The following is a 21,683-nucleotide window of genomic DNA, read 5'->3' as shown; positions in this document are numbered from 1 at the left end:
AGCTTTTCAAAGCGTTTGAGAACCTTGTTGCCGATACGTTAGTATCGAAGCTTCGTTTTGACCCACTTGCGGTCATTCGCGGCCTCTTTCTGGCTCCCCAACTTCTGCCATCCATTCAGTATTGCAGCAGAGAAGGTGCTGAGCCTCGGCCCTGCACGCTGACTCGCCAGCTTTCAAAGGATGATGAGGCGGCAAAGCTTTTGCCGGCCCATTAACGGGCTGTCGGCTGCATAAGCTCTATCGTGATATGATCGGGGCCTGAAACGTAGGCCACCAACGTTCCCTTCCGTGGACCACCTGGGATCGGCAGCGGATTACCTTTCGCCTTCCATCCTGCTGCCTCGACACGGGCAATGGCGACATGAATGTCCTTTACGGTCAGAGCCAGGTGGGCCGCTCCGATCGATCCCGCGCCGCTGGGCACCGTCCCGTTCTGGAGCCCGTTTGAATATTCCAACAGTTCGACCACGTAGCCGTCTTGTGCCTTGACGATTGCCGTTCTCACTTTCGGATCATCGACACCTGTCACCTGATGCAGGAAGTCGCCCCCCATCTCCGATTGCCGCTCAAGTGTGAAACCGAGCGCTCCCGTCCAGAACCGAACGGCTTCGTCCAAAGAAGACACAGCGAAGCCTGTGTGGTCCACGGCAATTACGTTTGTGGCGTCCGTCATTACTGCCCTCTCACTGGTATGCCGCCCGTGCTTACCACGCGACCGTTCACCATCGTAAACCGCTTTCCCTAAACCCTTTCCCGCATACACTTTCCCAACATGGGCTGGTGGACACGGAGAAACGGAAAGGCTTTGAGCCTTTTAAAGCAGCGAGTTCCAGGATGCGAAAGACCTTGGGAGCAGACGAGCGTGATCATGCAGCGATCAGGCGACCAGCGGCCGCGGAGACCAACAAAAGGACGCCCGCGCCCCTTACCTTGCTTCTTAACTTCGGGCGCTGGTTCATCATGACTTGAGGCTTTCAGTACGCTGAAAGGTCTGCTTATACGGCTTCTAGTGGGGAAACGGCCAGTCCGATCAAGGAACGTCGCAACGCTCAACCGAGCCTCTAATCCGTCGCAATTCAAATTCCTCTCGCAGCACCCTGACCAAGGCTGCTGCCGGCATGGCACGAGAAAGCGGCGCACCTTGCCCCGCCCATTGCGCTCCGAAACCGTGCTCGCCTTGCGCCTTGGCAGCCGCGTGCAAGGCCTTTCCTGCATCATAGGCGATAGGATAATCAGGCGGTCGGCGTTCATCAACCGACTGACTCAGAGCCGTGAACCGGTTGGCCAGCGCACGCGCGGGTCGACCAGAAATTAGCGAAGTGAGGACGGTGTGGTAAGCGCCCTCACCGGTGAGGGCCGCCCGGTATGCATCGTCTGCGGCCGACTCCGGGCATGCGACAAAGGCAGTTCCCAGTTGCGCTGCCGATGCGCCCAGGTCGAGCGCCGCGGCGATGCCGGCGCCGTCCATTATCCCGCCAGCAGCGATGATTGGTAGGTTGTTCTTGCGCACCAGGAGCCGGGTCAGCGCGAATACGCCGAGCGCGTCGTCAGGCGCGATGGGGTCGAAGACACCCCGATGCCCGCCAGCCTCGATCCCTTGTGCGACCACCGCATCGATCCCGGCGGCCTCGATCGCGTGTGCTTCGTTGAGGCTGGTTGCGGTCGCCATGAGATAGATACCACGCGCTCGCAACGCCGAGAGCACGTCGGCGGACGGCAACCCGAAGTGGAAGCTAACCACTGGCGGCGCGAGGTCGAGCAGTACCGCCACCATGTCGGGATCATCTGCGAAGCTCTTGTAGATGGTCATGAGTGCCGTCGGGGGTTGTGCGCCGTACTCGGCGAACAGCGGGGCAAGCCAATCCAGCCGTTGCGCTTCCCGCGACAGATCGGCCTTTGGGCCAGCGTGGACGAAGACGTTGACGTTGAACGCGCGGGTCGTGCTGCTGCGCACCTCCTCGATCATCGCCCGTGCGCCGGCGGCGTCGGTCGCGCCTACTCCGATCGATCCCAAGGCTCCCGCCTCGGATACCGCTGCCGCCAGCGAAGGTGTGGCGACGCCTGCCATCGGCGCCTGGATCAAGGGCACCGAGAGTTCAAACCGATCGATGAGAGACATACCTACGCCGGATCCGGTTATGAACAATTGTCCGCTTATGACTACGCCAGCGCATTAAGTGAATGGCGCCAGGTGGGCTAGGTGCGGATCGTCTGCCCTTCAACCGCTCCGACCCAGAAAGCGACATTGCCGCACCGCTCTCGCCCATCCACACATTTGCAGTTCGTTCAGGCGCCGGCGACGCCGCGATCAATGGGCGAACGCCGCCGGAACGCCGCCGGCCTGCGTTTGAGCCTTCACCGGGAGGAATGCTGAAATGGAAATCTGCCGAGCCTTCGCCGCGAAATAGCTTGTCCGGCGGTCCCGGTCAGGACCACACGCCCCGCCGCCCCTGTTCCCGCATCGCATCGATGAACACCCTGACCGCGGGCATAGCGGCTCGACCGGGATCATAGAGCAGGCTTACCGGCATGGCGGACGGAGCATGATCGGCCAAAACCTCAATGAGTCGCCCGCTCGCGATATGCGCGGCCGACTGGTAACTCAGTACATTGGCAAGGCGAACGCCTGCTTCCGCAGCAGCGAGGATCGCATCGATGCCGTTGACGGTCAGGCGGGGGACGATTTCCAACAGCCTCTCGCCGCGCGCGCCAAACGACCATCGGGTGCCGGCGCGCACACCGCTACCCATGATACACCGATGCTGGGCCAGGTCGCCATGATCGATGGGCAAGCCATGTTCGGCAAGATAGCCCGGGCTTGCCACGATGGTCTGACGGACCGAACCGATCGTCACGGTGCGCAGCGTGCTGTCCGCCAGCGTCCCGATCCGCACCGCCACATCGACACCCTCCTCGACGATGCGGACATTACGATCGAGCAGCATCATGCGCGCGTTGAGGCCGGTGTGGCTGGCCAGCAGCGCGCTGATGACCGGCAACACATGCAGCCGCCCGAATATGACCGGCGCAGTTACGTAGAGCTGCCCCCGGGGAACCGAGCGACCGCCCATGGCGATCTGCTCCGCCTCGCGAATGTCCGCGAGTATGCGCCGCGCCCGATCGAGCAGGCTTGCCCCGTCGTCCGTCAGGGACACCGCTCGCGTCGAGCGGTGGAACAGCGTCACGCCCAGATGCCGCTCCAGCGCCGCGACCGCACGGGTCACGGCAGGAGGCGACAGATTGAGGACGCGCGCCGCAGCCGCGAAGCCGCGCTGCTCTGCCACCGCGACAAAGACGGAAAGGCTCTCGAAGCGGTCCATTATTCCCCGTATCGCAATAGTCCGTATCAGTAATTGCGAATTATCACATCGCGGGCAACTCGCCATCCTCGTGGCCATGGCGCAGGCATATCTCCACACCCTTTTCGGACCACGCGCTCGCGCGCTGCAAGAAGCAGCGGGGTCGCGAGCGTCCTACGCACGCATGGAAGCCGGCGCGGAGACGGTCGACCGGATTACGGCCAAAGAACTTGCGTTCATCGCCGCCCGCGACAGCTTTTACCTGGCGAGCACGTCCGAAAATGGCTGGCCCTATGTCCAGCATCGCGGCGGGGCAACCGGCTTCGTCCGACACCTCGGGGCAATTGTTTCGGGTTCGCCGACTTTCGCGGCAACCGACAATATCTCTCCGTCGCGCATATTGCGGCCGACGACCGGGTTGCGCTGTTCTTAATGGACTATCCGAACCGCCGGCGCCTCAAGATCATCGGCCATGCCCACGTGAGCAAAGACCCCGCCGTCATCGCAGCGCTCATGCCGTCCGGCTACGCGGCCGAGCCGGAGCGTGGCTTTCTGATCGATGTCGTCGGGTTCGACTGGAACTGCCCGCAGCATATCACGCCGCGTTTCACCGAGGCGGAAGTGCGCCGCACTTCCCAGCCGCTCATTGACGAGATTGCGGTGCTTCGAGCCCACATCGCTCAACTTGAACGGGCAGCATCATGACCAGCAAACTCACACGCGGCGTCCACCATGTCGGGCTAACCGTGCCCAACCTCGATCAGGCACGCGCCTTCTTCTGCGACACGCTCGGATTCGATGAAGTAGGCGGCGTGCCCGACTATCCTGCTATCTTCGTATCGGACGGCACAATCCTGCTGACCTTGTGGCGCGCGGCCGACCCCGTGACGGCCCGCGCCTTTGACCGGCGCGCCAATATCGGTCTCCATCATCTCTCGCTCTCGGTCGCCGACGATGCTGCACTGGCAGCGGCGTGGGCCGCCGTGACGGCGCATCCAGAAGTCGTGGTCGACGCAGCGCCGGGCGCCATCCGTCCCGGATCAACGGCGCGCCACTTCCTGATCCTCATTCCGGGCGGGATCCGTCTGGAGTTTGCCACGCCCTTTGACTGAAAGGATCCGTTCGATGCCACGACTGCCCCTCCCTCCCTTCACCCATGAGACTGCGTCGCTAAAGGTCCGCGCCGCCGAGGACGGCTGGAACAGCCGCGATCCAGCGCGGGTCGCGCTCGCCTATACCGAGGACAGCCAGTGGCGAAACCGGTCTGATTTCCTTCGGGGGCGGGATTCTATCGTCACCTTCCTAACCGCAAAGTGGCGTCGCGAGCACGAGTATCGGCTTATCAAGGGCCTGTGGGCGCATGACGGCGATCGAATTGCCGTGCGCTTCGCCTATGAGTGGCATGACGATGCCGGCGCGTGGCATCGCTCCTACGGCAATGAGAATTGGAAATTCACGCTCGATGGCCTGATGGCGCGCCGGATGGCGAGCATTAACGACGTTCCGATTTCCGAAAAGGGGCGACTGTTCCACTGGCCGCTCGGGCCACGGCCCGAGGATCATCCGGGGCTGGAGGAACTTGGGCTGTAGCTTCAAGCCGTTGTTTTCCTACCGGTCTTGGTTGATGCGCCGTCGGCCAGAGTGTGGGTGGGTTCCCGACGCTGAGAGGCCGACAGAAAACTGGAAGGCGGCGCCTGTCAGGAAGCCGCTGACGCTGAATAATGCTGTCATCGACCGCTCAGTTGCTGGGAGGACCCACAAACGGACGCTAATGCGTCCTCCGTCGCTTCCCAACTTCCGACGCTGGTTCATCTTTACGAATGACCGATTTTAACACCCGGTTATCCGCTCGCGAATGTCGTAATGGGATAGGAAAGCAAACCGGCTGCTCTTCGAGTCAGAATAGGCACAATAGCCGATGATCGTTCGTGTGGAGCGGATGGCGATTTAGCGCCGTCAAGCGCCCTTAAAAGGCTGAGAACCGGCGCCCAGAAGCAGCAGGCGATTAGTCGTCGAGCGGCGAGAAGGTGCGCGTTAGCGCGCTTTTCCCATCCCCCTGGGACTTTTCGACGACAGCGCATCTCGAAGCCAGTCGCCAACGACTGCCACAAGGCGAGGTGATCCGAGGTACGGGCCTAACTTCGACGCCTCATCCGGCGCGCCTGTGACTGCGCCTTCCTGGAACGAGTGCTCAAGTCCGTCCAGCATCACAACTCGAGCGAGGTGGTTGCTCGCCAAAGCGGCACGTGCCGCAGGTGCGTCATCCACCACCGTATCCTTGGTCCCGTAGACCGCTAGAACGGGTATATGCAGGGCCTTGAGATCCCAGGCCGAGCGTAATTTGCTACCTTTCCAGGCGTCTGGAACGTCGATCATCGTGAGCGCTTGTTCCGCCTGCGCCCGCGGGAACCCCGCTGCCTCGAACCGGTCGACAGCGTTTGCGCGAAGGCGTGAGATCGTTGTCGCATCTCTGCTGTCCACGCGAGCCTGGAGCAAAGTCATAGCCGCATCCGCCGCCGGGCCGACGAGGGTGTCACGGCCGCCGACAACCATCTTCATCATCTGCCTGTAAAGCCCCTTCCTGACGTAAGGCAGACCGTCGCCAACATTGCCCGCCAGCGTCACCACGGCCGCAATGTTTGGATCGGCAGCCGCCGCCGCGGGCGCAATTACACCGCCCCCGCTATGGCCGACCAACGCAATGCGGCTGCCAGCGATATCTGAGCGATGGCGCATCGCCGCAACAGCGGCGGCAGCGTCTGCGGTCAGCCGCTCGAGATCCTCCTCATAGGCCCCGGTCGACTGCCCGACCCCGCGCTTGTCATATTCGAGAGCAGCTATACCGTCGGCCGACAGTCGCTTGATTAGCTCGGAGAAGCCGCCACGTTTATTGGGTCCATTCCCCTGGATCATCACGGCCAAGGGATAAGGACCTTTCCCGTGGCCTGCCGGGAGGTACAGCGTTCCCGCCAGAACAACGTCCGGTTCGGATGAAATGCGAACATCGGTGGCCATCGGCCCGGGCACAGCCAAGCCAAGGCGGTTCGGCGAAGGTTTGCCGACAGCTGCCTGTGACTGCGCGTCTATGCCGCCCGCGATACCTGTCGCGGGAAGCAAAAGCAGGGCTGTTAATAGCCGTATGGGGGTCCCCCAAGACAGATCAGTCATGGCTTTCATCATTGCTCCACCTCCTCACTGTGCAGCACGGCCGGTATGCCATGCCGAAGTCTTTCCACCGTTCGCTGCCGAACTACCGCTGGTGGCATTCGGCAGCCCTCGGTGCGCGCTATAGGAACATATGTAGACTTATGAGTCAGACTATGTTGGTTGGGATCAGATCATTCATGCGAATTAACAGACGCCAGCCTTTTAAATACATAGGGTGTCAAACCCTCATGAAGCGTAAGCTTTGTCGCTGAAGGTAGCCTGTCGAGCCGCAGCTTGCGCACCGAGCGCGTTCCGTCGACGTCGAGCCCTTGATCGGATACGGCGCCGACGTCAAAGCGTGGCAAGATGTACGGCCCTTCTGCATCTCTACCGACAATGTATGATATGGTTTGTCGATCGTTCAGCAGCATCTCGCCGTCGGCGAGCTTTATCGTACCGCAGAAGTCGTTTGCGAACAAGCCGTTCGCGCTGGCATCAACAACAGGCTTACGAAGATAAAGAAATAAAGCAACAAGCAAGACAGTGCCGGTTGCAACGACACCTATGCCAATTACACGTCTCATCTTCGCTTCCCCTTTGCGTGTCGGACGCTCTTTCCTCTCGGCCCGCACACGGCCTCGGCGTTTCGTCGCCCCCGCTTTGAGCCTCACGGCGCTGGTGCTAGACGCACAACAACATATGTAGATTTAAGAGTCAAGTAGGTCTGCAGAGGCCCAGCCAGTCGCGTGGGCTGTTGAAGGGTTCCTACAAGCTACCGAGCAAGCAAATCGCGCGAGGCGTCTGCAAGAACTCGCGCGTGCCACCGCGAAATAGATACCACCGCCACAAATTCGATCGCCAGCTCCGCGACTTGCGCCCTCAAGGACGACAAATCGAGCATCAATACGCCCATGAATAACGACAGCGTGATCATTGCCGCTCCAATCAGCGTGCCGCACTTCACGATGCGCGGCCAGTCCCCCTCCACGAGCATCCATGCAAGAAATAGGTGCGCCATGCCGAGCAGAAGCCACGTGATCAGCAAGACCGGGATCGCGCTGTTCTGGGACCAGATCAAATAGAGGTTCGGCCCGTCGCTGGCGCTTGGGTTGCCGAAAGGCGGACCGTCCGCCGAGGACAGGAAGCCGACCGCCTGCCGGAACTGCATAGCTGCCATCGGGGTGAGTACTCCCAAGGCGAGCGCGTAGGTCGCGACGATTAGTCGCCCTTCGCTGTGCTTCCCGATTTCGCGCCATGCTGCGAATAGGCAGCCGAGGGCGAACAGGAATGGACGCCGATCCTCCACCGCGGCTTCGAACTCCGCTTCCATGGCCATCGCCCACGTTCGGCGATCCGAGCCGAGAGACCGACTGGCCAATGCCAGCAAAGCCCGCGACACAGCTACTTTCATGCGAACGCGGCCTTGGTGAAGGTCATTGGGCCGGCGGATGTTGCCGTCCGCGCAAATGCCACTCCAGCGTTCGTCAAACGGTACGCATGTCGAGCAGGACGGCCAGGGTGTTCCGGTTCGCGCCACTCGGCCTCGACAAGCCCCTGGTCGGTCATGCGGATCAGTAGCGGGTACAGCGTTCCAGACAGAAGCCCCGTTTCTTTCATCAGATCGTAGCCGTGGCGCCACTGCTGCGTATGCGCCGCCAGCGCTTCCAACAAGATCAGCATTTGCTTCGATGGTCGACGATTACGGCCCATGCTCCTACTCAACCTAAGTAGAGTTATCTGTCAACTGCCGAGCTGCAGTATGGACCCGCTATCCGCTGTTCCGACAGTGGTGCCTGCCTGCTGGCGGTCAGCGAACGCGCATGTCGCACAGCGCCAAACTATGAGCGATGCGGTAACGACGTGGATCGACCAATTTGATCCGTTCAAATGGCTGAACTTGATCGCGGTCTGCCATCATGAAGCGAAAAGAACAAACTGCCGAAATTGGGACAGGGAAGCACCTAATGGATTATCGATAGCTGGCGAAACACGCCCTGCCCTCCGGCTTCCGGCCAGACTTATATAAGCAAGACGATCCGCTCGGCGGTGATCGCGCCACCCATCAAAAGTAGTCGGTCGAGTAGGTCGCGTACGGCGATAGGCCACGGCGCGCGAACTCTGCCTCGATCGATGCCAACAAGGACTCAGGGCCATCCTCCATCGCTTGGAAATAGATGGTCTGCATTTCGCACGGGCGGATGTCGGGCAGGATTTCAGCGATCAGGTTATGGGTCTGGCTGAAGGGCTGTACGCCGTTGCGCATCGACTCAGTTGCGTGTTCCAGTCGTCGACCATATCGGAACATATGGGGAACGCAACCAGACTTGGAGGCGCGTACGCGACGCTACAACATTCGCTCCACAATCAGCCGCATCGCCGCCACCACCGCGCTGATCGCCTTTGCGTTCGGATGTACCCGATCTGCCAGCACCATGTCAGAATGACCCAGCACGCCCGGCGGGAAGAACGGCCAAACGGTCGCGCCGTGTTCTACGGCCAGCTCCTCATGGATGCCAAGGTAAGCGGCGGCACGGTCACGTATGAACGCCGGCGGCTCGACGGTCGTCAGCAACACAGGGATTCCGCAGTTGCACAGGCTCAGCACAATCTGCTCGAGTTGCGCACGGGTACGAGCCGCCTGCACCTGTCTCAGCACATCGTTCGGCCCTACCTGAACGATCGCCAGTTTTGGACGACGATCGAGGCTGGACACGAGCCGCGGTAAACGTCGCACGACGTCAGCAGTCGTGTCGCCCGTAACACCAGCGTTGATCACCGAGACGCCGGAGTATTGATGCTGCAACGACGCTTGAAGTTGCGCGGGGAAGCTATCGGAAGCGTGGAGGCCGTAGCCTGCAACCAGACTGTCCCCGATAGCGAGAATAAGCGGTGGTTCTATCATTGAACGTCGCGAAATAGAACGTCGTTGACGGAATGTAAGATGGGCACCGAGGGCGAAGCCCCTGAGGCGTCTGTCAGGCAATCAGACGACGACTGCTCAAAGGTGAGACCGAAAAAGTGCTTCACCGCGCTGCTCGCAGGCCGTTTTGTAATTCCTAGCTAGCGCTTATCCGCTCAGCGTTTGCGAAGACCCACTTTACCTTCTGGCGCGAGGCTCGTTTTGATGCTGCTTATCCCGCAAATCCTGTTCGGATAGCGTGCGACGTTGATGCGCGAGAAGCGATCAAATGTGCCGTTGACGTCCGTAGTGTACGTTAACGTGTCGAGCGCGGTATCGGTCGTGCAGGGGTCAGTGAGGGTCACCTGATACCACTGTTCGCGTCGATCGCGCACGTACACGATTCCGCTTCGCGCGGGACCAGCCTGCCACTCTCGTAAAGTGCCCCCGCCGGCATTGGTTATAACCGTCTCTTTGCCAAGCGGCGCAACGGGTGACGTGGCGAGAGCCATTGCAATGAAAAAGCTGACCATCTGAGTCCTCGTCTAACTGCTACATCGGACGTTGTGCCGACCTACAGCTTTTCCAAGAGATACCCTTCAGAACGGCGCATTACGCTCAATAACGCACTCAAGCACCCGGTTGGGCAGTGGGTGACTAAAATCGATCCCTATTGCCTCGGGACTGCTCCAGGCGACCCACCCTGGCACCGCGGCGAATTGAGGGATCGTGACATGGACAAATGTCCCGACGGTAACGGCGAGCCGAGTTGCGATACGGCACCCCCGCGCCGTGCAGTCGGTGATGCGTACAGGTTGCTCGTCAAACTTGTCCGCTGATATCGTGGCATTCCAGGCGACAGGAATCCTTATGTCCTGTCGCTCATCCTTAGTGGGCCAAGCTGGGTACAAAGCGTCTACGAGTCGTGTTCCCATCGGCAAGCTGGTACCCCGCGCTTCCTTTTCAGCGCGTTAATCCTCTTGCATTCGAACGAGCCACGCAGTGCAAAGGTTCTGACTAGACCTGCAGGGATCGGGAGAACCACATGGCGACCATTCGGCTCGCAGAACCTTACGACCTATCGCGCTTGATGCAGTTCGACTCCTTTCCTGGCGATCGGATTGCCGAAATAGTTGAAAAACGCATGTTGGTGGCTGAGATCGATAGTATTGTGGTTGGCTATGTCGCTTGGCAGCATGGCGGATGCGTGGGCCGGGACTACGTCAACAAGCTCGTCGTCGATGACGACTACAGACGCCGTGGTATCGCGAGGGCGCTGATCGACGCCCTCAACACCTCCTTGAGCGGCCAAGTTTTCATATCCACGGGGGCATACAACCGCGCCGCCATGTCACTACTTGAAGGTACTGGCTGGTCGGCCGCTGGGCAGATCGTCGGCCTGCGGCCGCTGAACGAGCCCGAGACGTTTTTCCATCGTGATCTCTGGCCGCCAGACGCGGAGAACTAAAGTGGCTCAACCGTTTCATAACGGCCCGCCTCAGCGACAAGGGGAACAAGCGCGAGGCGGGCCGGCCAAGGCGTTGAAGAACTCCGTGGCGCGATCCGAACGATCGGTATTGCTAGTCGCCCCGTCCTTGTAAGGAATAGACGGTCATGCGGACAGCCACACCGAGCAGGCAGGCCGGGACGTCGTTACAAGTGCTGCCCTATCGCCGCGATGGCCCCGTCTAAACCCATCGCGTATTGTGATCGATGACATCCTCAGCGTCGTTTATCAGCGCCTCCCTGGCAGCGTGCGCCAGTAGATCGCCAAGACCCAAGGCGTCGGATGGCGTCATAATTTGTTTTCCAAATCTCGTTGTCATCTCGACGTGCTTGCCATCGGCACTGAGGCTGACAGCTATTTCCATTCCATCGGTGTCTATGATTTTTCCAATCATGACAGCTACGTACAAGGTCCAGATAAGACGAGACTAGGTGAGGACAGACCATGGGCTTCACGCGCTTCTGCCCGTCAATTATCAGAGCAGCTCAAGCTCGAAGAGGATTAACGGCCCGCCTCAGCAACGTGAGTCGCGCGGCGGGCCGGCTGGGGCATATTGGGTCACCCCGGCACGTCAGGTACGAGCGACTTGACCAATAGCTGCGTCAAAACCTTAATCTCGCTAAATGCGTAGCCCAAAGTCGGGCGCTGGAGATGACCGTCTCCTTAGACAAAGGACGCTTAGGAGGGTAAGCGGCGACTTCCAAAAATTCAACATAGTCGCCAGAAAACTCAATATTACTCTGTTGTGTTGTCAGTCTTGCGCTTCCGAGGTGCACGTTTCGCAGCCTCGGCTTTGTTCGGTTTCGTTTTCCCCGACTGGCGGCCCAGCCCGATTTGCACCGCCATCGCGCGGCGGCTTTCCGAATAATTCGGCGAGACGATCGGGTAGTCAGGCTTGAGGCCATAGCGCACCCGATATTCTGCTGGCGTCATGCCATGCGTCGACAGGTGGCGGCGCAACGTCTTATACTTCTTCCCATCGATCAGACTTATGATGTGGTCAGGATCGGAAAGAGACTTCCTTACCGATACCGCAGGCACATATTCAGCAGCCTGGTCGGCAGTCGTGCTCGTCGGCTACACATTGCCCGCCAAGGCAGCAATTGAGTCACGCATTTTGTTTAGAAACGCGGGTACCTCATCAGCCGACACCCGTGTGTTGGGATTGCTCAACCACGCAACTGTTAACTCCGTCGCGAGTTCGATGACACTTAACTCATTGGTTTGCTCAGACATTATATGCTCCATTCTGTAGTATTTAGTTGGTCACTTACTTTGCTAAGCCGAGATCACGTAGCACGCGAAGTAGTCATTCACTGGGGAAACGACAGCTAATTGGTTCTGCCCAGTTAACCGTGAACGACGTACCGGCTGCCGGGAATGCCCGTGCAAGATTGCGACGCGAAATGCTTACTTAGTATCCCCTCCAGCTGGCGCATTGGTGACATAAGCTGTCAGCCTGAAAAGCATCAGAGCTTGATCGTTCGTCACATCGACGACGAAATCCCTGCCGTCCCATAAGGCATTGGGTTCCCCGTGCATAATTTGACCAGCATAAATGATCGCATGCTTCCTCGCCGCTGCATGATCCGCCAACTCCGTGCCCTCACTATCGGGCTCGTGCCGGTTGTCCGCGGTATTGAAGAAGTATCGTGCCATCGTGAAGTTCCTCTGGGCTCGCAAACCGGCACAGGGACCTAAGGTTGCCGGCTTTCACACAAGATGTGCTGCCGTGGATCAACATGCGGTTTGTCGGATGCCGCGCCTCTCCACGTCCGGCGGTGCTTCCACGTAGATATGATCCGTCATGTTTGGATCTAATACGTAGGGCGCCGCTGCGACACGATCCGCGCGATGCGGTTCGCAAATTGCTTAAGCGACGGAACCATGTCCGCTCGCGTCAATTTCCGGGGCTGAGGATCGATCGCGCACAGCGTTCCATAAAACGAACCGTCCGGTAGAACGATCGGCAGCGATACATAGCTCTTAAAGCCATAGAGCGCGGGCGCCGGGTGGCTGTTCCATTTCGGATCAGCAGACACGTCGTCGATAACGACGGCATTACCAGATTCACGGATGTAGTTGCAGATTGTCGTCGAGATGCGCAGCTCGTCCCCGGGCAAGATGCCTACGTCGATCTGGTCGAACACCTGGCACGCAATCCAGCGCGTTTCCGTCACGCGCGCGAACGCGACAAATCCCATTCCACTAAACGCCGCCACTTCCTCCAAGATGCGACGTATCTCGTCATAGTTGCCAAAGCGTGCGGCGTCTGCGGTCGGTTCGTCGATCATATATGATCCCCCGACTTAGTTGTAATCACATGTGAAGGCCCTGACGAACCCCGTTCTGTCTGAAGCGTGTGTAGCCGTTCCGCCTAATGCGAGTTTGCATGATTTTGGCTCTTAAGCAGCAGATTAGATGCAGTTCTGGCGCATCATCCTCCGCGTAAATTACGTCGAGCTACGATGCCCGCAACGACGTAATGGGTCAGCCATAGGCGATAGCAGCATCCGAAATCGTATAAATCAACATTAAGATCAGGCCTGCATCTCCGCTGCTAAGGGAACGCGATGACGTGCTGAGCCCTTCTAATCTCACACAAATACAATGCTCAGGAGAAAATAATGAAGCGGCTCGCAGTAGTAGCAGCACTGATCGCTGTCCCCACACTGGCAGCGGCGCAGAGCGCGCCTTCCCCTGCCACCTATGTCATGAAAGCTGGCGCGTCTGACCAGTACGAGATTCAATCGAGCAATCTCGTTATGGCCACGACAAAGAACAGCGAGCTGAAGCAGTTCGCCACGATGATGGTAAGCGACCACAACAAAAGCACCGCAGACGTGAAAAGCGCGGCTACCCAGTCCGGCCTGACGCCAAAGCCCCCGATGCTCGACCCTATGGGACGTAAAAATATTGCTGCCCTTAAGGCGTCCAAGGGACCGGCCCGCGATGCGCTCTATATCAAGCAGCAGAAGACGGCCCACCAGCAGGCCCTCGCCCTACACCAAGGCTTTGCCGCATCCGGTACCGCTCCCGCGCTGAAGCAGGTCGCATCGACCATTGCGCCCACTGTCCAGCATCACATCGAGATGCTTGCATCCATGTGACTTTGGATCTCGACCCGTTTCGACGGGTCGAGATCACTGGCGTTACGCCATCGTTAAACCCCGAGCCGGCTCATCTACAGATATTGATTAAGGCGACACCGCCATCGGACACACTGCCAGCCACGTGAAGGCCGCTATCATTCACCCCCCCGACCGGCAGGTACTCGATGCTCTGACCCTAGCTTAATAATGAACGTCCGCCGGCATAACCCTGAGCGCGCTGTCTAGCAGGGCACCGACCAGCGGTAGGCCTAGCTCATCGGCAAGTGCCATTGCCGCTTCAATCTGATCCCGGAGATCGTCTTTTGCTCGCGCCGTCTTGTCTTTCATCGATCCAGCATATCACGTCCCCAGTGGGCACGGTCGATAGTAGATTTGCGTGTGACACGGTGACACCTATACCGTGCCAACGGCCAAGCCTTTAAGAACGCGCAAGCTTTTTCGACATCATCCCACGAAACCGTAATCATTTAAATTCCACGGCAAAGCTTGCCGGGAAACAACGAGCGCTTCATCGTTCGCCGGAGCCTATGCCAAGCACCCGTCCCTTCGATGTCACTGACCGTGGCGCTTGCCTCGCGATTTTCGACAGCAACGTGCCTGCGTTCTTCGACCCCGAGGAACGCCTTGGCTACGAAAAGTTTTTGCAGGAGCGTGCTGATAGCTGCGGCTATCTCGTAATCGAACGCGATGGCAAACTAGTTGGCTGCGGGGGAGTAGTTGTCGAAGCGGATGGTGAAACGGCTTCCCTCTGCTGGGGAATGGTCGAAAACGGCTCCCACAGATCCGGTTTGGGTCGCGTGCTAACAAATGCACGGTTGCAGGCCGTTAAGCAACAGGTTGGAGTGACACGAGTCATATTGAATACAAGTCAACACACGGTTAACTTTTACCGTCGCTTCGGATTTCAAACGACGGATATCGTTCGGAATGGTTACGGTCCGGGGCTCGATCGTTGCAATATGGCCCTAACTTTCCGATCGCGAAAAGGCTGATACTTTGGCAATCTACTGCCTCGGATGTCCTGCATCATTGCTGTAGTCCACGCCCTCGACAGGATCTCCGACATGCAAATATCGACTATTGAACCCGGCTACGTCCTGCAGCTTTTCCCATTTTAAGAACCGTACCTCACTTCCCTTTTTGAACAATACCCCCTCATTGATAAATGCCCTCAGAACTCGGTTCACATGGATCGAAGTTAAGCCAACAGCGTCCCCGATTTGTTGCTGCGTCATGGGGATATAATAAGCCCGCCCCGGAGCGATACCCTCATCGCCTAGTCTTACGGCGAACTCACACAGGAGATGCGCTACGCGAGCACGAGCATCGCGCCGCCCCACGTTTAGCATCCACTGTCGATAAATGGACGACTCCACCATCGCCTGAGCGACCAATGCCATGGTGATGGACACCCGACTTAAGGCGAGATGTCGAAGCGCCGCTATGGGTATCGTGGCCACCTCGCATTTTGTCATGGCTTGAATTTCGTGATCAAACGACTTCAGGAATAGCTGCTGAATATTGAGCATTTGGCCCGGCGTATGAAATGAGACAATCTGCCTGAGCCCGTCGCGCGTCCTTTTGTGGCTGAATGCAAAGCCCTTGAGGATTATGGCGCAGTATTCTGGCGCATTGTCGTTTCGCATAAGCGAGCGACGTTTATCAATAGTGCGCAAGATGTATGGAAAGGCCAAGATAGCATCCCGATCATCGTCTGATACTTCCGTATGTAATCGTAGCTTCGCTATCATGGGCGCTAGCGCAACGCTGTATAAATTGGACAAGGCTGCCTCCTGCAAAATGCAGGACCGGTTGCGCGCATTCTGGGGCATGGCATGGACCATATAGCGATGCAGTACCAGAGATTAAGCTCTCCAGTCTCGCATTGTACGATTAACGCCTTTCTATCGTCTCGACATTTGGCTCAAACCTGAATGGCCTATCGCTTAATGAGTCACGGGATTGATTGCTAGTTGTAGACACCTGATATGTCGCTAGCAGCGGCAACTCGCAATTTTAGCAACGCGCTACATGCCGAATTAAATTCCAGGTCTGTTAATTGACGAATGTCTTTAGAGCTGCATCTGCTTCCCTACGACTGAAAGTCTTCTATTGCTTACCCCCTCGAACGCGACCGCTTCGTATTCCAGTGAGGCGAGCGTTCAAGGCCCCGACCGCGGCATGAACAAACGTCTATTTGTCTCTGAACACTGTCTGAAAGCGGACGGGGGTTTGCGCCTCAAAAACGGCCTGTCGGTCCCTGCCCCATAGATGAACGGACGTCCGCTTACGCCGACCGCCGCCCGAAACCAGACAGGCAGCTTTCCACCAGTTTTCACTAATCTCCGCGACGGGTTAGCGACAGTTTCTTCTCCAGGGGGGTAGGACGGGAAGGCCAATCTTGCTGGCGGCTTTTAGGTGATGTGCAACCGACGCCCCCACTCCGCTGCTCCAGCAGCTTGGCCATCGAGCTATCAAAGCTGCTGCCGCGCGATCTTGCACGAGCCGAGTTCCGAAGACGAGCTACTCTGAACAGGACAACCGAAGGCTATGATGTAGACGGGAACGTTCAGCGAAACGAGGTTGAGGAAAGCTGATGCGCGTGCTGCTGTATGCACGCTGTTCGACGGATCTCCAAGATCCGCTATCGATCGATACGCAGTTGACGATGTGCCGTCGCGAACTCGCACAGCGAAAATGGACCGAGGTCGGCTGCTACACAGATGGTGCGCAGTCCGGCGCAACAATCCACCGGGCCGGGCTACAGGCGTTACTCGCCGCGGTAGAAACCGGGGGCGTTGACGTAGTGTTCGCAGATGCGATGGACCGGGTGTCGCGAAGCCAGGCGGACATTGCTTCGCTGTACGAAAGACTGAAGTTCCGCGGCATCCTCCTTGTCACACGCAAGGAAGGCGAGGTCGGAGTGCTGCAAATCGGCATGATGGGGACGATCAACGCCGAACAGATTGCCGCAACCAGCTTGAAAACTCGCGATGCTCTGATCAAGCGGCACGCAATGGGAAAGAATCCCGGCGGCACGGCATATGGCTATGAGAAACGTATCGCCTACGACCTGAACGGCGAACGTACCAGGGGTTTGCAGCAGATCGTGCCGGCGCAAGCCGCTATCGTCGTACGGATCTTCGAAGACTATGCTGCTGGCATATCGCCCGGCAGCATCGTCCGCCGCCTTACCGAGGAAGGCGTACCGCCCCCGCGCAGCGGTCGACGTGATCGGGCAACTTCGAGCAATCCACCTGCATGGACGCCCAACACGCTGACCGGCAACGCCGAGCGGGGTACTGGCATTCTCAACAACCAACTTCATGTCGGTAGACGCGCTTACGCCCGCCAGACGTACCGCAAGAATCCCGATACCGGTAAACGACATGCATTCCTGAATGCAGAAGAGCAGCAGGCTACCACGGTCGCAGCACCAGACCTGCGCAGCGTCAGCGACACGTTATGGCAGAGCGTCAAGGACCGCCAACAATCGCTGCGGCGTGGCCCGAGGAAAGCCCGGGACGCCGTCCCTGCCCTGCCCTTCTTCGCACAGCAGCGCCCGAAATATCTGACATCCGGCAAGATGACCTGCGCCGAATGCGGTTCGAGCTATGCCAAATCTGGTCGCACGCGGTTCGGCTGTCAGGGGGCATCAGAGAAAGGCTCAGCCTTTTGTGAGAACCGCCTGACCATCCGCCAGGACGATCTCGACGCCCGCATCCTATCCGGTCTCGCGAACGAGATGGTGCGTGACGAGGTGCTCGCGGTATTGCTCGAGGAGTATGCGATGGAGACGGCGCGACTGAAGGCACGCGCGACCGACAGTCAGCCGCAGCGCGATCTCGAATTGATGGAGATCGACCGGCAGATCGCCCTCGCCAAGGCAGCCATTCTCAAGGGTGTAGACGCCTCGATGTTCACTGCGGAAATGAGGGCGTGGGCCGAGCGACGAAGCACGTTGCTTGCCGAAGCGGAACGCGCATTCAAGCTACCGACGCCTACCAACTTACTACATGCAGATCTTGGCAACACGTACCGCCAGAGGGTCGGACGGCTGACCGATGCGTTTGAGGATGATGCGCTCCGCTCACAGGCGTTCGAGCGCATCCGTTCGCTGATCGAGACCGTGGTGTTGAAACCGGAAAACGGCGTCCTTGCGATTTATCTTCGCGGCGAGTTTGCATCAATGCTCGAGCTATGCGTGTGTCCAGAAACGCAGAAAGCCTCCGCGGGGGTTTCCGGGGAGGCGTTGCAAATCAAGATGGTTGCGGGGACAGGATTTGAACCTGTGACCTTCAGGTTATGAGCCTGACGAGCTACCGGGCTGCTCCACCCCGCGACGGTCCGCAGTGCGGACGTTGGGTGTGTAGAAGACGTTGTGAATGGGTTTTGATATTGTGTGCTTGCATGTCGCACGGGCTTCAATGCCTGGCGACGACCTACTCTTCCATCGCTTGAGCGATAGTACCATTGGCGCAGTCGGGTTTCACGGCCGAGTTCGGAATGGGATCGGGTGGGACACCGACGCTATAGCCACCAGGCAATGGAGCCGGTGCGACATGCGTGCGCGTGAATATCTGGATTTTAAAATCGATACCGTGCTTGGGAGTAGTGTGTTCGACCAATCCCTCGACGGCGAGGGGATTGGCAATCTGGCGTCGTCTTAATCATCCGCACTATCGTCTGACGTGCCGGGCGAACCCAGTGTTGTCATTGATGGTGTGAGACTCTCAAGCGCGAATAGAGCAATTAGTATCGGTTAGCTCCATGCGTTACCGCACTTCTACATCCGATCTATCAACGTCGTGGTCTCCGACGGCTCTATGAAATCTTATCTCGAGGGAGGCTTCCCGCTTAGATGCTTTCAGCGGTTATCCCGTCCATACATAGCTACCCAGCTGCGCTCTTGGCAGAACGACTGGTACACCAGAGGTATGTTCAACCCGGTCCTCTCGTACTAGGGTCAACTCCTCTCAAATTTCGACGCCCACGGCAGATAGGGACCAAACTGTCTCGCGACGTTCTGAACCCAGCTCACGTACCACTTTAATTGGCGAACAGCCAAACCCTTGGGACCTGCTCCAGCCCCAGGATGTGATGAGCCGACATCGAGGTGCCAAACAACCCCGTCGATATGAGCTCTTGGGGGTTATCAGCCTGTTATCCCCGGCGTACCTTTTATCCGTTGAGCGATGGCCCTTCCACGAGGGACCACCGGATCACTATGACCGACTTTCGTCTCTGCTCGACTTGTCAGTCTCGCAGTCAGGCGGGCTTATGCCATTGCACTCTAACAGACGGTTTCCGACCGTCCTGAGCCCACCATTGCGCGCCTCCGTTACTCTTTAGGAGGCGACCGCCCCAGTCAAACTACCCGCCACAGAGGGTCCCTGTTCCGGCTTACGGAACGAGGTTAGACATCAGAAACAAACAGGGTGGTATTTCACCTATGGCTCCACATCAGCTGGCGCCGATGCTTCAAAGCCTCCCACCTATGCTACACAGTTTCTTCCTAATGCCACTCTGAAGCTGCAGTAAAGGTGCACGGGGTCTTTCCGTCTAACCGCGGGTACTCCGCATCTTCACGGAGAATTCAATTTCGCTGAGCATGTCCTGGAGACAGTGGGGAAGTCGTTACGCCATTCGTGCAGGTCGGAACTTACCCGACAAGGAATTTCGCTACCTTAGGACCGTTATAGTTACGGCCGCCGTTTACCTGGGCTTCATTTCAGAGCTTGCACCCCTCCACTTAACCTTCAGGCACCGGGCAGGCGTCAGGCCCTATACGTCGTCTTGAAGCCGACTTAGCAGAGCCCTGTGTTTTTGCTAAACAGTCGCTACCCCCTGGCCTGTGCCCCCTCAAAGTGCTTGCGCATAGTGAGGGCCTCCTTCTTCCGAAGGTACGGAGGCAATTTGCCGAGTTCCTTCAGGACACTTCTCTCAAGCGCCTTGGTATACTCTACCTGACCACCTGTGTCGGTTTCGGGTACGGTCTATACGGTGGGGCTATTTCCTGGAACCATTTCGAAGCCTGCTCAATCCGATAAGAGCAGACAACACACATGATCCGTCACACACCACCAGGCCCACGAATATTAACGTGGTTCCCATCGACTACCCCCTTCGGGCTCGTCTTAGGGGCCGGCTCACCCTGCGCGGATTAGCCTTGCGCAGGAACCCTTGGTCTTTCGGCGAGAGGGCATCTCACCCTCTTTATCGCTACTCATGTCTGCATTCGCACTTCCGATACCTCCACGACCCATTACCAGATCGCTTCACAGGCTTACGGAACGCTCCGCTACCGCGTACCACATAAGTGGCACACCCTAAGCTTCGGCACGTATCTTGAGCCCCGTTACATCTTCGCCGCAGGACCTCTTGTTTAGACCAGTGAGCTGTTACGCTTTCTTTAAAGGATGGCTGCTTCTAAGCCAACCTCCTGGTTGTTTTGGAAGTCCCACATGCTTTCCCACTTAGATACGATTTGGGGGCCTTAGCTGTAGGTCAGGGCTGTTTCCCTTTTGACGACGGACCTTAGCACCCGCCGTCTGTCTCCCGCATATCACTCTTAGGTATTCGGAGTTTGGTTAGGTTTGGTAGATCTCGCGACCCCCTAGCCCATCCAGTGCTCTACCCCCTAAGGTGTTCGTGCGAGGCACTACCTCAATAGTTTTCGCGGAGAACCAGCTATTTCCCGGCTTGATTGGCCTTTCACCCCTAAACACAACTCATCCGGTAACTTTTCAACGTTAATCGGTTCGGACCTCCAGTGCATGTTACTGCACCTTCATCCTGGTCATGCCTAGATCGCCGGGTTTCGGGTCTAATACATCAAACTCTGGCGCCCTATTCAGACTCGCTTTCGCTGCGCCTACACCTATCGGCTTAAGCTTGCTTGATACATTAAGTCACAGACCCATTATGCAAGAGGTACGCTGTCAGGCCATAAAAGCCCTCCAACTGCTTGTAGGCAATCCGTTTCAGGTACTGTTTCACTCCCCTCATCGGGGTGCTTTTCACCTTTCCCTCACGGTACTAGTTCGCTATCGGTCATGTACGAGTATTTAGGCTTGGAGGGTGGTCCCCCCATGTTCAGACAGAATTTCACGTGTTCCGCCCTACTCGAGTCCGACAATTTCATTTTCGCATACGGGGCTGTCACCCGCTATGGCGCTACTTTCCAGAAGCTTCTGCTAATTCACTTGTCGGCACTGGCCTGGTCCGCGTTCGCTCGCCACTACTAACGGAATCTCGGTTGATGTCTTTTCCTCCAGCTACTGAGATGTTTCAGTTCGCCGGGTTCGCTTCACGAAGCCTATTTTATTCAGCTAAGTGATACCTAACCTAATTAACCCAATACTCTGCGTTACCGCAGCGATTGGATTAATCGGGATAGGTGGGTTTCCCCATTCGGAAATCGCGGGGTCAAAGCTTGCTCACAGCTCACCCGCGCTTATCGCAGCGTGCCACGTCCTTCATCGCCTGTACATGCCAAGGCATCCACGAATTGCCCTTACCTCACGCTTGAGAGTCCACACCACCAACGACATCACTGGGTGCCTCCTAAGAGGTCACCAACTCGGCAGAGCAGTGCGCGTTAGCTTTTGTCAGGTGCGGATGATTATAATCTCAGCCAGATTATATATTATGATGATGTCGATATCTGGAGCTTCGAACCGCCCGTCCAGATCGCGCTACGCCGAAGCGCTTCACGA

Annotated in this window: 23 protein-coding genes, 1 tRNA gene, 2 rRNA genes and 1 pseudogene; 8 read left to right on the top strand and 19 right to left on the bottom strand. The window is 57.9% G+C overall.

Translation table 11 applies throughout. The features are described from left to right. Positions 1-211: 211 nt before the first annotated feature. The 3 genes from QP165_RS00140 to QP165_RS00130 form a co-directional block, all read right to left on the bottom strand. Complete coding sequence (locus tag QP165_RS00140; protein WP_082441320.1) at positions 212-673, bottom strand: VOC family protein; 462 nt, start codon at positions 671-673, stop codon at positions 212-214. Positions 674-1,030: 357 nt separating this feature from the next. Beyond that, entirely contained in the window at positions 1,031-2,119 is a 1,089-nt protein-coding gene (locus QP165_RS00135; RefSeq protein ID WP_333992992.1) for an NAD(P)H-dependent flavin oxidoreductase, read from the bottom strand. A 307-nt stretch (positions 2,120-2,426) separates the two neighbouring features. Next, positions 2,427-3,320, bottom strand: coding sequence for a LysR family transcriptional regulator (locus tag QP165_RS00130; RefSeq protein WP_333992990.1), 894 nt, complete (start codon positions 3,318-3,320; stop codon positions 2,427-2,429). Positions 3,321-3,483: 163 nt separating this feature from the next. Here QP165_RS00130 and QP165_RS19880 point away from each other — a divergent pair, with 163 nt between their 5' ends. Genes QP165_RS19880 through QP165_RS00115 form a run of 4 tightly spaced genes read left to right on the top strand, consistent with a single transcriptional unit; the run spans position 3,484 to position 4,889 of the window. Beyond that, complete coding sequence (locus QP165_RS19880; protein WP_443019236.1) at positions 3,484-3,732, top strand: hypothetical protein; 249 nt, start codon at positions 3,484-3,486, stop codon at positions 3,730-3,732. After that, complete coding sequence (locus tag QP165_RS19875; RefSeq protein ID WP_443019235.1) at positions 3,732-4,004, top strand: hypothetical protein; 273 nt, start codon at positions 3,732-3,734, stop codon at positions 4,002-4,004. Before QP165_RS19880 ends, QP165_RS19875 begins: the two co-directional genes overlap by 1 nt. Continuing rightward, entirely contained in the window at positions 4,001-4,411 is a 411-nt protein-coding gene (locus tag QP165_RS00120) for a VOC family protein (protein ID WP_056025071.1), read from the top strand. Before QP165_RS19875 ends, QP165_RS00120 begins: the two co-directional genes overlap by 4 nt. A 13-nt stretch (positions 4,412-4,424) precedes the next feature. Next, positions 4,425-4,889, top strand: coding sequence for a nuclear transport factor 2 family protein (locus QP165_RS00115; protein ID WP_056025067.1), 465 nt, complete (start codon positions 4,425-4,427; stop codon positions 4,887-4,889). 444 nt (positions 4,890-5,333) lie between these two features. On the opposite strand, the gene QP165_RS00110 is transcribed toward QP165_RS00115, so the two are convergent. The 7 genes from QP165_RS00110 to QP165_RS00080 form a co-directional block, all read right to left on the bottom strand. Then, on the bottom strand, positions 5,334-6,479 hold the full coding sequence (locus QP165_RS00110) for an alpha/beta hydrolase (RefSeq protein WP_333992985.1): 1,146 nt from the start codon (positions 6,477-6,479) through the stop codon (positions 5,334-5,336). Between the two features lie 158 nt (positions 6,480-6,637). Beyond that, positions 6,638-7,030, bottom strand: coding sequence for a hypothetical protein (locus QP165_RS00105; RefSeq protein ID WP_333992983.1), 393 nt, complete (start codon positions 7,028-7,030; stop codon positions 6,638-6,640). Positions 7,031-7,218: 188 nt separating this feature from the next. Then, on the bottom strand, positions 7,219-7,776 hold the full coding sequence (locus QP165_RS00100) for a hypothetical protein (RefSeq protein WP_333992981.1): 558 nt from the start codon (positions 7,774-7,776) through the stop codon (positions 7,219-7,221). 77 nt (positions 7,777-7,853) lie between these two features. Next, positions 7,854-8,126, bottom strand: coding sequence for a PadR family transcriptional regulator (locus tag QP165_RS00095; RefSeq protein ID WP_333992979.1), 273 nt, complete (start codon positions 8,124-8,126; stop codon positions 7,854-7,856). Between the two features lie 382 nt (positions 8,127-8,508). After that, positions 8,509-8,709: a hypothetical protein gene (locus tag QP165_RS00090; RefSeq protein ID WP_333992977.1), complete on the bottom strand. Its 201-nt coding sequence runs from the start codon at positions 8,707-8,709 to the stop codon at positions 8,509-8,511. Between the two features lie 81 nt (positions 8,710-8,790). Continuing rightward, positions 8,791-9,348 (bottom strand): GDSL-type esterase/lipase family protein, encoded by a 558-nt coding sequence (locus QP165_RS00085; RefSeq protein ID WP_333992975.1) that lies wholly within the window; start codon positions 9,346-9,348, stop codon positions 8,791-8,793. 173 nt (positions 9,349-9,521) lie between these two features. Beyond that, a complete protein-coding gene (locus QP165_RS00080) occupies positions 9,522-9,878 on the bottom strand; it encodes a hypothetical protein (RefSeq protein WP_333992973.1) in 357 nt (118 codons plus the stop codon). 512 nt (positions 9,879-10,390) lie between these two features. Here QP165_RS00080 and QP165_RS00075 point away from each other — a divergent pair. Next, positions 10,391-10,813, top strand: coding sequence for a GNAT family N-acetyltransferase (locus QP165_RS00075; RefSeq protein ID WP_333992971.1), 423 nt, complete (start codon positions 10,391-10,393; stop codon positions 10,811-10,813). A gap of 220 nt (positions 10,814-11,033) precedes the next feature. Here QP165_RS00075 and QP165_RS00070 read toward each other — a convergent pair whose 3' ends face one another. The 4 genes and pseudogenes from QP165_RS00070 to QP165_RS00055 all read right to left on the bottom strand — a co-directional run bounded on the left by QP165_RS00070 (position 11,034) and on the right by QP165_RS00055 (position 13,146). After that, positions 11,034-11,246, bottom strand: a complete 213-nt coding sequence (locus QP165_RS00070; protein ID WP_333992969.1) for a hypothetical protein — start codon at positions 11,244-11,246, stop codon at positions 11,034-11,036. Between the two features lie 341 nt (positions 11,247-11,587). Beyond that, a pseudogene (locus tag QP165_RS00065) lies at positions 11,588-12,088 on the bottom strand (MucR family transcriptional regulator). Between the two features lie 174 nt (positions 12,089-12,262). Then, the gene (locus tag QP165_RS00060; protein ID WP_333992968.1) at positions 12,263-12,511 is read right to left on the bottom strand and encodes a DUF6894 family protein; all 249 of its coding nucleotides are present in this window, start codon (positions 12,509-12,511) and stop codon (positions 12,263-12,265) included. A 158-nt stretch (positions 12,512-12,669) separates the two neighbouring features. Next, positions 12,670-13,146, bottom strand: coding sequence for a GAF domain-containing protein (locus QP165_RS00055; protein WP_333992967.1), 477 nt, complete (start codon positions 13,144-13,146; stop codon positions 12,670-12,672). A 333-nt stretch (positions 13,147-13,479) separates the two neighbouring features. Here QP165_RS00055 and QP165_RS00050 point away from each other — a divergent pair, with 333 nt between their 5' ends. Then, entirely contained in the window at positions 13,480-13,962 is a 483-nt protein-coding gene (locus QP165_RS00050; RefSeq protein ID WP_333992966.1) for a DUF4142 domain-containing protein, read from the top strand. Positions 13,963-14,145: 183 nt separating this feature from the next. Here QP165_RS00050 and QP165_RS00045 read toward each other — a convergent pair whose 3' ends face one another. Next, on the bottom strand, positions 14,146-14,292 hold the full coding sequence (locus tag QP165_RS00045) for a hypothetical protein (RefSeq protein ID WP_333992965.1): 147 nt from the start codon (positions 14,290-14,292) through the stop codon (positions 14,146-14,148). A 200-nt stretch (positions 14,293-14,492) separates the two neighbouring features. Here QP165_RS00045 and QP165_RS19870 point away from each other — a divergent pair, with 200 nt between their 5' ends. Continuing rightward, the gene (locus QP165_RS19870; protein ID WP_443019234.1) at positions 14,493-14,957 is read left to right on the top strand and encodes a GNAT family N-acetyltransferase; all 465 of its coding nucleotides are present in this window, start codon (positions 14,493-14,495) and stop codon (positions 14,955-14,957) included. Between the two features lie 12 nt (positions 14,958-14,969). Here the strand turns inward: QP165_RS19870 and QP165_RS00040 are convergent, their stop codons facing one another. Then, complete coding sequence (locus QP165_RS00040) at positions 14,970-15,659, bottom strand: Crp/Fnr family transcriptional regulator (RefSeq protein ID WP_333992964.1); 690 nt, start codon at positions 15,657-15,659, stop codon at positions 14,970-14,972. A 902-nt stretch (positions 15,660-16,561) separates the two neighbouring features. Here QP165_RS00040 and QP165_RS19865 point away from each other — a divergent pair. Then, entirely contained in the window at positions 16,562-18,274 is a 1,713-nt protein-coding gene (locus QP165_RS19865; protein WP_443019343.1) for a recombinase family protein, read from the top strand. Here QP165_RS19865 and QP165_RS00030 read toward each other — a convergent pair. The 3 genes from QP165_RS00030 to QP165_RS00020 form a co-directional block, all read right to left on the bottom strand. Beyond that, positions 18,231-18,307, bottom strand: a tRNA-Met gene (locus QP165_RS00030). The two genes, QP165_RS19865 and QP165_RS00030, sit on opposite strands and share 44 nt — an antisense overlap. Positions 18,308-18,394: 87 nt before the next feature. Continuing rightward, a 5S ribosomal RNA gene (gene rrf / locus QP165_RS00025) occupies positions 18,395-18,509 on the bottom strand. A 188-nt stretch (positions 18,510-18,697) separates the two neighbouring features. Then, a 23S ribosomal RNA gene (locus tag QP165_RS00020) occupies positions 18,698-21,495 on the bottom strand. Between the last annotated feature and the right edge of the window lie 188 nt (positions 21,496-21,683).

Origin of the sequence: Sphingomonas sp. 22R3R2A-7 (genome assembly GCF_036856055.1) — a bacterium.
In the GTDB taxonomy this organism is placed as follows: domain Bacteria; phylum Pseudomonadota; class Alphaproteobacteria; order Sphingomonadales; family Sphingomonadaceae; genus Sphingomonas.
The sequence above is the reverse complement of the archived record's forward strand: the minus strand, read 5'-3'. Positions and strand labels throughout refer to the sequence as shown.

Excerpts from the sequence above, each read along its gene's own strand:
- QP165_RS00135 (WP_333992992.1), bottom strand. The coding sequence starts at position 2,119 with ATGTCTCTCATCGATCGGTTTGAACTCTCGGTGCCCTTGATCCAGGCG.
- QP165_RS00080 (WP_333992973.1), bottom strand. The coding sequence starts at position 9,878 with ATGGTCAGCTTTTTCATTGCAATGGCTCTCGCCACGTCACCCGTTGCG.
- QP165_RS00075 (WP_333992971.1), top strand. The coding sequence starts at position 10,391 with ATGGCGACCATTCGGCTCGCAGAACCTTACGACCTATCGCGCTTGATG.
- QP165_RS00070 (WP_333992969.1), bottom strand. The coding sequence starts at position 11,246 with ATGATTGGAAAAATCATAGACACCGATGGAATGGAAATAGCTGTCAGC.
- QP165_RS00060 (WP_333992968.1), bottom strand. The coding sequence starts at position 12,511 with ATGGCACGATACTTCTTCAATACCGCGGACAACCGGCACGAGCCCGAT.
- QP165_RS00050 (WP_333992966.1), top strand. The coding sequence starts at position 13,480 with ATGAAGCGGCTCGCAGTAGTAGCAGCACTGATCGCTGTCCCCACACTG.
- QP165_RS00055 (WP_333992967.1), bottom strand. The coding sequence starts at position 13,146 with ATGATCGACGAACCGACCGCAGACGCCGCACGCTTTGGCAACTATGAC.
- QP165_RS00090 (WP_333992977.1), bottom strand. The coding sequence starts at position 8,709 with ATGCGCAACGGCGTACAGCCCTTCAGCCAGACCCATAACCTGATCGCT.
- QP165_RS19880 (WP_443019236.1), top strand. The coding sequence starts at position 3,484 with ATGGAAGCCGGCGCGGAGACGGTCGACCGGATTACGGCCAAAGAACTT.
- QP165_RS00045 (WP_333992965.1), bottom strand. The coding sequence starts at position 14,292 with ATGAAAGACAAGACGGCGCGAGCAAAAGACGATCTCCGGGATCAGATT.
- QP165_RS00105 (WP_333992983.1), bottom strand. The coding sequence starts at position 7,030 with ATGAGACGTGTAATTGGCATAGGTGTCGTTGCAACCGGCACTGTCTTG.
- QP165_RS19865 (WP_443019343.1), top strand. The coding sequence starts at position 16,562 with ATGCGCGTGCTGCTGTATGCACGCTGTTCGACGGATCTCCAAGATCCG.
- QP165_RS00110 (WP_333992985.1), bottom strand. The coding sequence starts at position 6,479 with ATGATGAAAGCCATGACTGATCTGTCTTGGGGGACCCCCATACGGCTA.
- QP165_RS00095 (WP_333992979.1), bottom strand. The coding sequence starts at position 8,126 with ATGCTGATCTTGTTGGAAGCGCTGGCGGCGCATACGCAGCAGTGGCGC.
- QP165_RS00085 (WP_333992975.1), bottom strand. The coding sequence starts at position 9,348 with ATGATAGAACCACCGCTTATTCTCGCTATCGGGGACAGTCTGGTTGCA.
- QP165_RS19870 (WP_443019234.1), top strand. The coding sequence starts at position 14,493 with ATGCCAAGCACCCGTCCCTTCGATGTCACTGACCGTGGCGCTTGCCTC.
- QP165_RS19875 (WP_443019235.1), top strand. The coding sequence starts at position 3,732 with ATGGACTATCCGAACCGCCGGCGCCTCAAGATCATCGGCCATGCCCAC.
- QP165_RS00140 (WP_082441320.1), bottom strand. The coding sequence starts at position 673 with ATGACGGACGCCACAAACGTAATTGCCGTGGACCACACAGGCTTCGCT.
- QP165_RS00115 (WP_056025067.1), top strand. The coding sequence starts at position 4,425 with ATGCCACGACTGCCCCTCCCTCCCTTCACCCATGAGACTGCGTCGCTA.
- QP165_RS00120 (WP_056025071.1), top strand. The coding sequence starts at position 4,001 with ATGACCAGCAAACTCACACGCGGCGTCCACCATGTCGGGCTAACCGTG.
- QP165_RS00100 (WP_333992981.1), bottom strand. The coding sequence starts at position 7,776 with ATGGAAGCGGAGTTCGAAGCCGCGGTGGAGGATCGGCGTCCATTCCTG.
- QP165_RS00130 (WP_333992990.1), bottom strand. The coding sequence starts at position 3,320 with ATGGACCGCTTCGAGAGCCTTTCCGTCTTTGTCGCGGTGGCAGAGCAG.